Annotated in this window: 13 protein-coding genes; 8 read left to right on the top strand and 5 right to left on the bottom strand. The window is 42.3% G+C overall.

The features are described from left to right. Positions 1-105: 105 nt before the first annotated feature. Together hisB and fabI are read right to left on the bottom strand one after the other, a co-directional pair. Entirely contained in the window at positions 106-747 is a 642-nt protein-coding gene (gene hisB / locus H6G26_RS12055) for an imidazoleglycerol-phosphate dehydratase HisB (protein WP_190729484.1), read from the bottom strand. 87 nt (positions 748-834) lie between these two features. Next, positions 835-1,611 (bottom strand): enoyl-ACP reductase FabI, encoded by a 777-nt coding sequence (gene fabI / locus H6G26_RS12050; RefSeq protein WP_190729483.1) that lies wholly within the window; start codon positions 1,609-1,611, stop codon positions 835-837. A 380-nt stretch (positions 1,612-1,991) separates the two neighbouring features. On the opposite strand from fabI, the gene ntcA reads away from it, so the two are divergent. The 3 genes from ntcA to H6G26_RS12035 all read left to right on the top strand — a co-directional run bounded on the left by ntcA (position 1,992) and on the right by H6G26_RS12035 (position 4,893). Then, entirely contained in the window at positions 1,992-2,663 is a 672-nt protein-coding gene (gene ntcA / locus H6G26_RS12045) for a global nitrogen regulator NtcA (protein WP_017652326.1), read from the top strand. A 168-nt stretch (positions 2,664-2,831) separates the two neighbouring features. Next, positions 2,832-4,322 (top strand): DUF3084 domain-containing protein, encoded by a 1,491-nt coding sequence (locus tag H6G26_RS12040; protein ID WP_190729482.1) that lies wholly within the window; start codon positions 2,832-2,834, stop codon positions 4,320-4,322. A 115-nt stretch (positions 4,323-4,437) separates the two neighbouring features. Continuing rightward, a complete protein-coding gene (locus H6G26_RS12035; protein ID WP_190729481.1) occupies positions 4,438-4,893 on the top strand; it encodes a pre-16S rRNA-processing nuclease YqgF in 456 nt (151 codons plus the stop codon). Positions 4,894-4,940: 47 nt separating this feature from the next. Here H6G26_RS12035 and H6G26_RS12030 read toward each other — a convergent pair whose 3' ends face one another. After that, positions 4,941-5,207: a DUF3146 family protein gene (locus tag H6G26_RS12030; protein ID WP_190729480.1), complete on the bottom strand. Its 267-nt coding sequence runs from the start codon at positions 5,205-5,207 to the stop codon at positions 4,941-4,943. A gap of 274 nt (positions 5,208-5,481) precedes the next feature. Then, positions 5,482-6,018, bottom strand: a complete 537-nt coding sequence (locus H6G26_RS12025; RefSeq protein WP_242053681.1) for a hypothetical protein — start codon at positions 6,016-6,018, stop codon at positions 5,482-5,484. Positions 6,019-6,404: 386 nt separating this feature from the next. On the opposite strand from H6G26_RS12025, the gene H6G26_RS12020 reads away from it, so the two are divergent. The 5 genes from H6G26_RS12020 (at position 6,405) to H6G26_RS12000 (ending at position 9,547) form a co-directional block, all read left to right on the top strand. Continuing rightward, on the top strand, positions 6,405-7,271 hold the full coding sequence (locus H6G26_RS12020) for an aldo/keto reductase (RefSeq protein WP_190729478.1): 867 nt from the start codon (positions 6,405-6,407) through the stop codon (positions 7,269-7,271). Between the two features lie 270 nt (positions 7,272-7,541). Next, the gene (locus H6G26_RS12015; protein WP_242053680.1) at positions 7,542-8,333 is read left to right on the top strand and encodes an EndoU domain-containing protein; all 792 of its coding nucleotides are present in this window, start codon (positions 7,542-7,544) and stop codon (positions 8,331-8,333) included. Positions 8,334-8,348: 15 nt separating this feature from the next. Beyond that, on the top strand, positions 8,349-8,888 hold the full coding sequence (locus tag H6G26_RS12010; protein ID WP_190729476.1) for a GNAT family protein: 540 nt from the start codon (positions 8,349-8,351) through the stop codon (positions 8,886-8,888). Positions 8,889-8,971: 83 nt separating this feature from the next. Continuing rightward, on the top strand, positions 8,972-9,157 hold the full coding sequence (locus H6G26_RS12005; protein WP_242053678.1) for a hypothetical protein: 186 nt from the start codon (positions 8,972-8,974) through the stop codon (positions 9,155-9,157). A 42-nt stretch (positions 9,158-9,199) separates the two neighbouring features. Then, entirely contained in the window at positions 9,200-9,547 is a 348-nt protein-coding gene (locus tag H6G26_RS12000) for a cupin domain-containing protein (RefSeq protein ID WP_190729475.1), read from the top strand. A 535-nt stretch (positions 9,548-10,082) separates the two neighbouring features. Here H6G26_RS12000 and H6G26_RS11995 read toward each other — a convergent pair. After that, positions 10,083-12,413 (bottom strand): AMIN domain-containing protein, encoded by a 2,331-nt coding sequence (locus H6G26_RS11995; RefSeq protein ID WP_190729474.1) that lies wholly within the window; start codon positions 12,411-12,413, stop codon positions 10,083-10,085. Positions 12,414-12,443 lie beyond the last annotated feature (30 nt).

The following is a 12,443-nucleotide window of genomic DNA, read 5'->3' as shown; positions in this document are numbered from 1 at the left end:
CTGATAATAACCATCACCGAGCAGTGTGTCAATTATTGCAAACTGGGAATTGGGGATTGGGGAGAATAACTACCGCCCCATGCTCAATGCCCTATTTGACTCCTTTCATAGAACGCCTTTAGAACTGGGAATTACACCAGCACGACGGGGGTCGATTTCCACCGCCATCTGTGTTGCCCTTGCAAAGGCTTTAAATGTTGCTTCAATAATGTGATGGGAATTAATTCCATCCAGTTGCCGAATATGCAGTGTCATTTGGCTATGGTTCACGATCGCCACAAAAAATTCGCGTACTAGTTGGGTGTCATAGGTTCCTACACGCTGAGTAGGAATTTGCAAGCCGTAGCTGAGGTGAGGGCGTCCAGAAAAGTCTAGCGTTACCTCAACCAAGGCTTCATCTAGTGGCGCACGAAAATTACCAAAGCGAACAATGCCTTTTCTGTCGCCTAGTGCTTGGTTAAAAGCTTGCCCTAAGGTAATACCTACATCTTCGTTGGTGTGGTGATCATCAATTTCCCAATCTCCCTTGGCTTGGACATCTATATCAATCAGCCCGTGGGAGGCAATTTGATGCAACATGTGATCCAAAAACGGAATACCTGTTGCTGCTGTACAAGTTCCTCTACCATCCAGATTGATGGTAACTTGCACATCAGTTTCACCAGTAGTGCGGTGAACAGTGGCAATCCGAGAGGTTTTAGTTGAATTATCGTAGTTTGAATTAACTTGGCGATTGGTTGTTTGCATCGGGAATGGGGAATGGAGCATAGGGAATGGGGCATGGAGAATTGGCAAGAATTTTACTAATACTCAATGTCCAATGCCCCAATTATCTTACATTCCCATAATTTCATATCCTGCATCTACATATAGAACTTGTCCGGTAATACCGCTAGACAAATCACTACATAAAAAAGCGGCAGTGTTGCCCACTTCTAGCTGAGTGACGGTGCGTCGTAGGGGAGCTACTTCTTCTACATGATGAATCATATCCAAAATTCCACCCACTGCTGAAGATGCCAGAGTGCGGATGGGGCCTGCGGAGATGGCATTGACGCGGATATTTTGCGGACCTAGTTCAGCAGCTAGGTAGCGCACACTAATTTCTAACCCCGCCTTGGCAACTCCCATAACGTTGTAATTAGGAATTGCCCTGACACCGCCTAAATATGTCAAGGTGACGATACTACCTCCCTCTGTCATCAAAGGTTTAGCCGCACCGCTTAACTGCACCAGCGAGTAGGTACTAATTTCTAAGGCGGTGTTGAAGCCAGAACGAGACGTTTGGCTAAAATCTCCAGTCAAATCGTCTTTGCTGGCAAAAGCAAGACAATGGATAAGGATGTCTAGCTTTCCCCACTTTTCGCGGATTGTCTCAAAGGTAGATTGAATCTGCTCATCATTTTGGACATTACAGGGAAGAAATAAGCTGGGATTGAGGGGTTCTACCAATTCCGCAACTTTTTTCTCCATTTTGCCGCGTTCATCCGGCAGGTAGGTAATACCCAGGTTTGCTCCGGCTTTATGCAGCTGTTGGGCGATGCCCCAGGCGATCGAGCGGTTATTGGCAATACCTGTAACAAGAGCATTTTTTCCAGTCAGATTCAGCATAGAAATTGTTAATGCGATCGATCATTAGGAGCATACTAGAATCTGAGGCACGTTTTGTCTTCGTTTTACACAGGATTTGCAAAAATGAATATTGATAAGGGTGTTTTCTATGACAAAAATCTTGATTTTTTATAAAGATATTCTCAAAATATCTTTATTTGTTCTTTAAAAAACCCTTTTTAATACTGCTATTGGAAGTACTTATCAACAATTAGTAGCTTAAAGGATCAACAATTATGTATCATTGTAAACAAAGAGTTATGAAGAGATTAGTTTGAGTATAGGAAAGTACAGAAAGGTTGACGGTGCTTTATTCATTTTTCGGGTGTATTCTTAGGTAATCAGTTTTTGTTTTTCCGGCATTGGGTAGGGGAAGGGAGATGATCGTGACACAAGATAAAGCCCTAGCAAATGTATTTCGTCAGATGGCGACCGGGGCGTTTCCGCCAGTTGTGGAAACGTTTGAACGCAATAAAACGATCTTTTTTCCTGGCGATCCTGCCGAACGAGTTTATTTTCTTTTGAAAGGTGCTGTTAAACTTTCCAGGGTGTACGAGGCAGGAGAGGAAATAACGGTAGCGTTGCTGCGGGAAAATAGTGTATTTGGTGTATTGTCATTGCTGACGGGAAATAAATCGGATAGGTTTTACCATGCGGTTGCATTTACTCCTGCGGAATTACTGTCAGCACCAATTGAACAAGTGGAGCAAGCACTCAAGGAAAATCCAGAATTATCAATGTTAATGCTGCGAGGTCTGTCTTCGCGCATTTTACAAACGGAGATGATGATTGAAACTCTCGCTCACCGAGATATGGGTTCTAGATTGGTGAGTTTTTTGCTAATTCTCTGTCGAGATTTTGGGGTTCCTTGTGCAGATGGGATCACAATTGATTTGAAGTTATCTCATCAAGCGATCGCAGAAGCAATTGGTTCAACTCGTGTTACCGTCACTAGGCTACTAGGGGATTTACGTGAAAAAAAGATGATTTCTATTCACAAAAAGAAGATTACTGTGCATAAACCTGTTACCTTAAGTAGGCAATTCACATAAAATCAATTGGAGAAAGGGGAATCGGCACGTGTTCTATTTTGAAAAATGACACTAATAGCTAGAGGTAAATCTAAAATTGAGTAATTTCAGCTATTGCCAATTTCCACTTCTCCCCAGACAATGGTTAAAAGTAGTAGGCTGTATCTGGAAGGATTTCGGTAGCTAAAGATGACCACCGGATACATCCTCATAGCAGCAATTTTAATTCTGGGAGGCGTAATTGCAACCGTGGGCGATCGCATCGGCACACGAGTTGGCAAAGCCCGCCTCTCACTTTTTAACCTTCGTCCGAAAAATACTGCTGTATTGGTAACTATTTTTACGGGCGGTTTGATTTCAGCATCAACATTAGGAATTTTATTCGCTGCCGACGAAGGCTTGCGAAAGGGAGTCTTTGAGTTAGAGGATATTCAAACAGACCTCAGACAGAAGCGGGAACAGCTAAAAACCGCAGAAACTCAAAAAAGTCAGGTAGAGAGTGAGCTAAACCAAGCAAGAATTGCCCAAGCAAAAGCACAACAAGACTTACAGACAATTAATAAATCTTTGCAGGCGGCGAATGCCAAACAACTGCAAACACAAGCTCAGTTGAACCGCACCATTAGTCAACAAGCCCAAACTCAAACTCAACTCCAACGCACTCAAGGTCAGCTAGGACAAGTTGTAACTCAATACCAAAAAGCCATAGCTGAATTGCAAAGCGTTTACAATCAGAGAAAAGAGCTACAGACGGCAGTTGAGCAACTGAAGACAGAACGCCAAAGACTGTATGCTGAAGCTAAAAAAGCGATTGATGAAGCCAAAACAGCAATTGAAAAACGCGATCGCGAGCTTGCTAATCGCCAAGAAGTCATAGAAGAACGCGATCGCAAAATTGCCCAACTCGATCAACTGATTCAAAAGCGTAATGTAGAAGTTGCAGCGCGAGAGCAAGTGATTGCCAAACGGGAATCACGCCTCAAAGAATTGGAAGCACAACAGCAGCAACTAGAACTTGAAGTTGCAAGGTTAGAAAAATATTATCAGTCCTACCGCGACCTGCGTTTAGGTAAGCTGGCCTTAGTTCGCGGTCAAGTTCTGGCCGCAGGTGTAGTTCGTGTTACGCAACCTACTGCTGCTCGTCAGGCAGTGGAACAACTTTTACAAGAAGCTAACCGCAACGCCAACCTCGAATTAAGTGAGCCTGGGGCAAATTCTGCAAATGCAGAGCTACTACGCTTCACCCAAGAGAGGGTTGAGAAATTGAGCCAGCAGATTGAGGATGGTCAAGAATACGTGGTGCGAATTTTCTCGGCTGGTAATTATGTCAGGGGAGAAAAGCAGATAGAGTTTTTCGCTGATACCGCTCGGAATGAATTGGTTTTTTCGCAAGGCGCGGTGCTGGCCACAACTACTGCTGATTCCAAAACCATGACATCGTATCAGTTACAGCAGCGACTGGAAATACTGATTTCTGCTTCCCAGTTTCGTGCCCGTAACGCCGGAATTATCGAAAATGTGCAAGTAGACGGGACTTTTCTGCGCTTTATCAACCAATTAAGACAGTACAATCAACCATTGGAAATCAAAGCGATCGCAGCAAACGATACTTATACAGCCGGACCATTGAGAGTAAAATTAGTGGCAATAGTCAACGGACAAATTATCTTTAGTACTTAAAAAATTATTTGCACACTGTTATTAGTAAGATTTAAACATATTGAAAAGCAGCCAAAATAGTTGCTGTGATTGCATTTATTCATTTATAATTCTTAATTTTTAATTTTAATTTATTATGACTTTCCGGGAATTTTCACCAATGCAACCAGTCATCTTGGGGTTTGATCCAGGTCGAGATAAGTGTGGTTTAGCGGTGATGGGACTGGATCGGCAATTGTATTATCATCATGTCGTACTGGCAAAAGAAGCGATCGCTACCATTGAGACACTGCGTCAAAAGTTTCCGATCTCCTTGATGGTGATGGGCGACCAAACTACAGCCAAGCAGTGGAGACAGCAGTTATATCAAGAATTGACAGAACCGTTGAGTATTATTTTAGTGGATGAGCGCTACACAACCTTAGAAGCACGCGATCGCTATTGGCAAATGTTCCCACCCAAAGGGCTAACAAAGCTATTACCACAGGGTCTGCGACAGCCACCAAGACCGATAGATGACATTGTTGCCATCCTCTTAATCGAAAGATACTTAAATCGCCTCACAGAATCAACACTCAGCAGTCAGGAGTGAGGAATTAGATCATTAACTCCTAACTCCTAACTACTAACTACTAACTTTTAAAGTTCCGCCCGAATAGTAAAAGCATAATCTCCTCCAGGCTCTAGTTGATAATCTTGTTGCTCCAAGAATCGACCAAGGGGTTCTTTGATTAAGGCGCGGCCTTGGGAAGGCTTGACGGCAAGTTCTCCCCGGCGAAAATGCCACTGAAAATGCCACTCAAACTCACCGGCACTCACTTCGCCCTCAAGGAAGCCGTGTTGCCAGGATTGGCGGGTAATTCTGACATGGGCAGTGGTTTCTGGCAGTCGTCTTTTGGCACTCACTATGCTTTATGTCAAGTGTAGAATAACAGCCGATCACGTAGGCTATTTATTTTATTTACCAAACATAGCTTAATTAAACAAACTGACAAAGTAGGTATTTATAGTTGACTAATACAGCGCTGCGGAAATAAATAACCCATTCCAAATCAGGGAAACGCTTACGCTGTATTGATTCATTTTGACTTTTGACTTCCGCCTTGCGTACTAGGTTGTGTTAATGAGCCGAATGACTTCAGCTTCAGGGAACATTGTCAGGGAATGGAAATGATTTTTGTTAAAATTTTAGGAATGAATGTATCCTAGAAACTGTATATCGGATGCTATTTTCATCAGTATATTGTGGGTTAATTGGAATTTCATTGAAAAATTTCAGCACAATAACAGCCCGATAAAGCTTAGAGTATCTAAATTGCTTTTCTTGGATATCAAAACGCAGAATATTTTCTATTGGATGTTCAATAACTTGGTTTACACGCAAACTTTTACGTTCGATAAATACCTTATCGATACTTTTATAGAAGGTACAGGTAGTTACAGGTGATGTAGCAAAAAAAGCAGCGAGCGCTATCATAACCAATAAAAATAAACTTAAGAAAAATAGATAATGCCGTTGATTTTGCTGTACTAATAGCGATGTTCGCCCAGAATTAATAAAATCGTTTATTTTAAAAGTAACTTCCTGATTCTCTTGATAGCTAACATGAGATAAAAGAGCAAAGTATCTAAAAGGAGTTACAATCACAACTTGATAGGTTTTCCCTCCTTTACCACCAGTCTTTGTAAGAATGTATGCTTCCTGGAGATCAAACATTTTAAGTTTCTCCATGCTTGCCAGCAAAGTGAACCGCCTCAATTCACAATTAATTTGGTTTGATGAGAGGCGAGCGCAAGTTATCTTAACTGAAGCAGACTCAAAAAATAAGCAGTAAATCAAAAAGCTTAAGCATAAAGTAAGAATGCACCACCCAGTAAGCCAATCTCTGAGTGGCCGATGCTTAAGCTGCAATCTGGTACGGGTTTCCTTGACAATTTTCATCAGTGCCTGTGTATAGAATACTTAACCCTTGAGTAGAGTATTCCCCTGGTAGCTCATTCACAGATCATTAAGTCTAAGTACCAGGGAGGATTTATGATGAATAGCTACAAAAGCTTTGGCTAACTGATAGATAATTGGGGCAGAAAGCTATAGCTAGAAGCATGGAAACTAAACAGCTAGGAAAAACTGGCATCTTTGTAAGTGCGATCGGTTTGGGTGGTATGCCCATGTCAATCTCTAATCGTCCTCCCGAATCAGAGTCAATCCAAGTTATTCATCATGCTTTGGATTTGGGTATTACATTTATTGACACTGCCGATTCTTACTGCAAAGATGAGTCAGATAAGCATCACAACGAGCGGTTAATTCACAAGGCACTTGCTAGTTACAAAGGCGATGTTAGTCAAGTAATTGTGGCAACTAAGGGCGGTTTGATGCGTCCCGATGGTAATTGGACAAGCAACGGCAACCCAGAACATTTGCGCCAAACAATTCGAGTAAGTTTTGAGGCGTTAGGTGGTGCTAAACCCATTGATGTTTGGCAATACCATTCCCCCGATACTAATTACACTATTGAAGAATCCCTTGCACCAGTGAAAGAAGCAGTAGAAGCTGGCTTGATTCGGTTTGTGGGAGTTTCTAACTTTTCCGTTGAACAAATTAAGCGGGCGCGGGATGTGGTGGATATTGTCTCAGTGCAGAACCAATACAGCCCTTGGCAACGACAGCCAGAAAATGACGGCGTATTGAAGTATTGCGAACAACAAGGATTGACGTTTTTGCCTTGGAGTCCCTTTGGTGGTAGGCGTCGCCATCAGAACTTACAAGATATCCCTGCGATCGCTCACTTAGCTAAAGAAAAAGGTGTGTCACTGTATAATATCGTTTTGGCGTGGTTGCGTTCCAAGTCGCCAGTTATTTTACCAATTCCTGGTGCTAGCAAGGTTTCTAGCATTGAAGACTCAACACAAGCTATCAATGTGAAACTCTCTGAAGAAGAAGTGCAAAAAATTGATCGGGCAACTTAATGATTCCACTCGCTAACGCCGATTTAGGGAAAATTACCAAAGATTTACGCACCATGTTTGGTTAGTTTAAGATAGCGTAATCAACAATTTAAAATTTCAAGTCAACAGACTTTTAAAGAAGTTCATCAACCCGGTTTATTAAAAAAACCGGGTTTTTTATAAAGTATCCTATTCCTTAAATTAAGCTTGATGTAGTATTGCTATCTAAGTAATTAATTTAAAATTATGCAGCCAAATCTTTTAACCAATAGGTCAGAGCAGATGGTAAATATGCTTGCTTTTTTGGTACTGGTTTCCCCTTTTTGCTGGCAAAATTCCGTGAAGGCGCAACCTCAGCCAAATACGCAACTTCTGCCGTTTTTTGACAATGTAGATAACCCGGTTACTGTTCGTTTCCCCGCAACACAAAAGGTAGATATCACACCACCTCCACCTCTGCTCAATCCTTTTGACAAGGCTGTACTAGACCTCTGCGGCTCTATTGGTACAAGAGTTAGTTCTAATAATTTTAAACAATTGTTATCTTATTACCCAGATGTTTTGCAGAAACTTCAGCAAGTTAGCGGCGGTGAACTTCGTCCAGGACGTAAGAATAAAGCACAATTTCTCGAAGATTTAACGAATATCTGGTTTCAACGCCGAGGGTTTGAGCATATATTTTGTGGTGAAATATATAACGCCAATGATATAGGTGGCTTACATTTTCACGGCAGATATTTACAGTTGCAAAATGAAGGAATAGGCGGACGGTTGCCAAATAATCAAGGACGAGAGGAAGTTGTTCCTGGAGCCATTTATACAATGGGTGTAGTCATTAAGCAAAAAAATCGGACAGTAACAGATGTCATCAAAGGCTATGGCTACCTCAGCAATGCCGAAGAAATGCTTTTAGATGCCACCAGAATATATAAGCTCCAAGGTAATAATGACGGAGCATGTATTTATAATGTACGTGACCAAGAAACAGGTAAATCCTTTTCTACAGTTTTTGTTACTAAACAAAAAGCAATCATTACCTATTATCCTGATGCTACTCCTCAAGGTGCAAGATGTGAAAGTTAAAAATAGAGAAAAAACATGATCTTAGAAACAGACCGCTTGCTAATGCGTGATTTTATAAAGGCAGACTGGCAGGCGGTTTTTACCTATCAATCTGATCCTTTGTACTTGCGTTATAACTATTGGACACATCGCACACAGAAAGATGTTTACGAATTTGTACAGATGTTTATTGGTCAGCAAAAAGAGCAACCAAGAACAAAGTTTCAGTTAGCTGTTGTCCTCAAAGAAGAAAATCGGCTTATTGGCAATTGTGGCATCCGCGTAAACGATTCTGAACTGCGGGAAGCAAACATCGGCTATGAATTAAATACTCAGTATTGGGGACAAGGTTATGCAACAGAAGCAGCACAGACCATTTTAAAGTTTGGCTTTGAAGAACTGGGAATGCATCGTATTTGGTCTTGGTGTGTAACGGAGAATGTTGCTTCTGTAAAGGTATTAGAAAAAATTGGTATGCGTCGTGAGGGTCATCTGCGGGAAAAAGAGTTAATCAAAGGCAGATGGTATGACAATTTTCTTTACGCTATCCTTGACCACGAGTGGAAAGCAAAGTAATACTGCTTCTATGAGCTACCTCAAAGACAATATCATAAATTCCTGAGAAATTGAGGGTAAGACAAGTTCCGAGGGTCGCAGAGATGACCAACACTATCCTCAATTTCCAAACAACTACCGGACACAAAGTTTTAGCAGCAGCAGGTAAAAAATATCTACGTCCTGGTGGAAGGATAGCCACCGATAAATTATTTGAATTGGCAAATTTTCAGCTTGGAGAGACAGTTTTAAAGCTAGGTTATAGCTTTAATCAAAAATTAATCTTTTAATGATTATTAGCTTTTATTTACGGTTCATAATCCTAAAATACTATGACCAATTCAATCACAAATAGCCCATCTTTCGTCACTCAATTACGAGAACAAATTGAATACCCCAGTGCAGGAGTTATCAGCAAAGTATTGCTGAAAGATAATGCTTGTCAATACACTCTATTTTGCCTAGCAGTTAATACTGATATTTCTGAGCATACTTCTACTCGTAATGCCACGATCAACGTCATCGAAGGTAAAGGTTTACTTACTTTACCTGGAGAAAACATTGCCCTTAAACCTGGTATTTTTGTCTTTATGCCTGCTAATGTGCTCCATGCCTTAAAAGCTGAAGAAAATATGACATTCCTGCTCACACTTTCTGAAAAAGTAGCAGAGAGTAATTAGTTATTTATGGAGTCTTGGAAAATGCGATCGCTACTTTTAACTATTGCTAAAAATTGAAATTTTCCTGATACTCAATTCGGAGAAATACCATCAAAGTCTCTAACTTACAGCAGATTGCGAGTTAGTGAGGTATAGATAATCCTAGGGGCACAACATATTGTGCCCCTACCCATGTACTTCATTTACCTGAAATACGCTGTTAGTTCTTAATTCGCGTTCTCATTCATTGAGACTCTGACTCAATATCTGACTGGAAGTAACAGTCCCTAATCAGCCATTCTTATACTCTGCATAGGAACGAGAAAACAATAGGAAATCGAGCTTTTCTAAAATCGTGTTCACCCCGTAACCCTTTTAAGAGATAAAAATCTAAATCCCCCTTTTTAAGGGGGATTTAGGAGGAGCTACAAGTATTTGATACTTCACAAATAACTGTTCAAACATCCTCTTAAAAAGGGCAGGATTTAATTATGAACTCCTTGGCAATAATTAGGAAGGTTTGAGCCAGAGGTGACTCACCTGTTTGTCATCTTTATTACCTCGCCGGAACTTTCAACCCCCGACGCTCAAGGATTTGCCGCACATCTGGGCTTGGAGTGTAGTTATAGCCGTAGGAGGAGTTCTCTGTGTCATCCATGATTTGAGGTGTGAGTAATACAATCACCTCATTGCGCTGGTTCTGTCTGTTTGTACTTCTAAATAGTGAACCAATTAGTGGAAGATCACCCAAAATGGGAATCTTGGAGACAGTTGTCCGGTCTGAATCTTGAATAATACCTGAGAGAATTAGTGTTTGACCATCTCTTAAGCGAATCGAGCCAGAATTAAGAGAGCGCTCCGATACCAAGAATATTTGTTGGCTACCACCTCCGCCAACATTTATGGTAGCTGGAGCTTGGGGTGCTTTGACGACAGGAGCTACCGATAGAGAGACAAAACCGTTATCGTCAATCCGCTCAACTTTAACAGCTAGGGTTAAACCTACTCGGTCTTTTTCTGCTGAAATCGTTTCTGTGGCTAGATTTGCGTCACGAACTATTTCCCTTACAATGTTACCTACCACTTCCTGAGTCAGGTTGACATTAGCGGTTTGACCTTCTTGCACAATTAAGGTTGGATCTGTCAAAATCTTGGCGTTGCCATTTTGGACTTGAGCCTGCAAGCTAGCGAGAAGACGCCTAGGGAATTGGAATAAAGTTGGGAGAGCGAATGTAGATTGAGCGGGAGTTGTACCTGTTCCTGGGGTGAAGGCCGTAACACCAGGTTGCAGCGGATCGCCTAAACTAGCTCTTGCGGACTGTACACTATTATTTTGGACATCCAAAAATGCTTCTCCCGTTATGGGATTCTGGATGACAGGTCTACTAGTCACACTAGTTGATGCTTCAGCTCTTGTAGCTGGTCTGGAACCGCCAAAGTTGAGAGATGCTGCACCGCCATCACTTGTAAAGTAGTTGTTACCAACCCCAAAGGAAAAGCTAGTGTTGTAGTCTTGGGTGTTCAAGAGGTTAACATCGATAATCTTCACGTTAACTACCACCTGACGACGGCGGATATCAAGCTGAGTTAGTTGATTCATTGCCATCTCAACTAGCCGAGGAGGGCCAATCAAGGTCAGGGAATTGGTGCGCTCATCTCCTAATGCCTGTAAACCTCTAAGTAATGGGCTAGAGTCTGTAAAATTAACGCGTTGAGTTTCAACTCTGCTTTCCGTAGTAGTCTGAGTTTGGGTGATAGGCGTAACTCCATCCCCAACAGGCACAGCATTAACACTGGTAACTTGTCGTTCGCGGCTGACGGCACTTTCTGCTCCCAAGCCGACCAAAAAGTTCAGGGCGACTCCCACTGTCACCTGATTGAGTCGCAGGCTACGCATAACCATGTCACGGGTGGAATTAGGTAGTTTGGGCCCCACAAAAACCGTGCGATTACTGCGGTTAGCTTCTAAACCGCTCAAGCGTAAGACGTAGTTAAACACATCTTGCACTGGCTCGTTTTCTATATCTAAGGAAATAGTTTGAGAGCTTGCTTGTGCATTAGCAGCACCAGCTTGCTGAACTCCAGCACCAGCACCAGCACCAGCAGCTTGCTCACCTCCGATATAAGCCAGATTTAAATTAGCAGCACGGGCAAGCAGTGACAAAACCTCACGCACCGGTGCATCTCGCAGCACTAGACGCGGTACACGTTCCTGAGTTCCTAAGTCAATGGTGCTAGGAGAAGCATCAGTATTCGAGATGGCAATATCTCCTACGGGTGGCGCGACGGCTCTAGGTAAGAAAGGTGGAGCCTGACTCACGGGTTGACCTGGCCCAGCAGCTTGTGCAGGTTGTCCGTCAATGGTGACTTCCGGGTTAGGAACGAGAACACTTGGATTTTGACCCGGTTGGGCTGGGGTAGTAACAGGCGGTGCTGTCGATGTTGGCGCTGTTGGCGTTGGTGCTGATGCTGTAGTGCCACCAGATGGGCTAAAGCTGAGTGTAATTCCATTTGGCGATCGCACCACAGGTTGACTGCCAGGTGTATTGTTACTACCAGTCACCGTCACTCGGATACTATTGGCATCAAGCTGATTAATCTCGACGGAGGCAATTCCTGGTGCTGGGCTATCTTGACGAAAACTATTACCTTGTGGTAATCGTAATTGAGTATTGATAATATCTGCGACTAATGCCTTGCCTCTTTTTGTAGTGAAAACTTGGGGGCGCGACCCTGAAGAAGTCTTCAAAGCAACGCTAATTCCACCATTAACTGCATTTAACTGTACATCAGTAATTTGACTAATTTGTGCCCAAACTGGTTGAGCTGCCAAAAATACAAAAGCGGCAGTACCTAATATAAAACTATTACCGTGAAGCTGTTTCACAGTTCATTCCTCACCTAATAACACCTTGTT

The sequence above is a fragment of the Nostoc sp. FACHB-888 genome (assembly GCF_014696655.1).
GTDB lineage: Bacteria > Cyanobacteriota > Cyanobacteriia > Cyanobacteriales > Nostocaceae > Nostoc.
The sequence above is the reverse complement of the archived record's forward strand: the minus strand, read 5'-3'. Positions and strand labels throughout refer to the sequence as shown.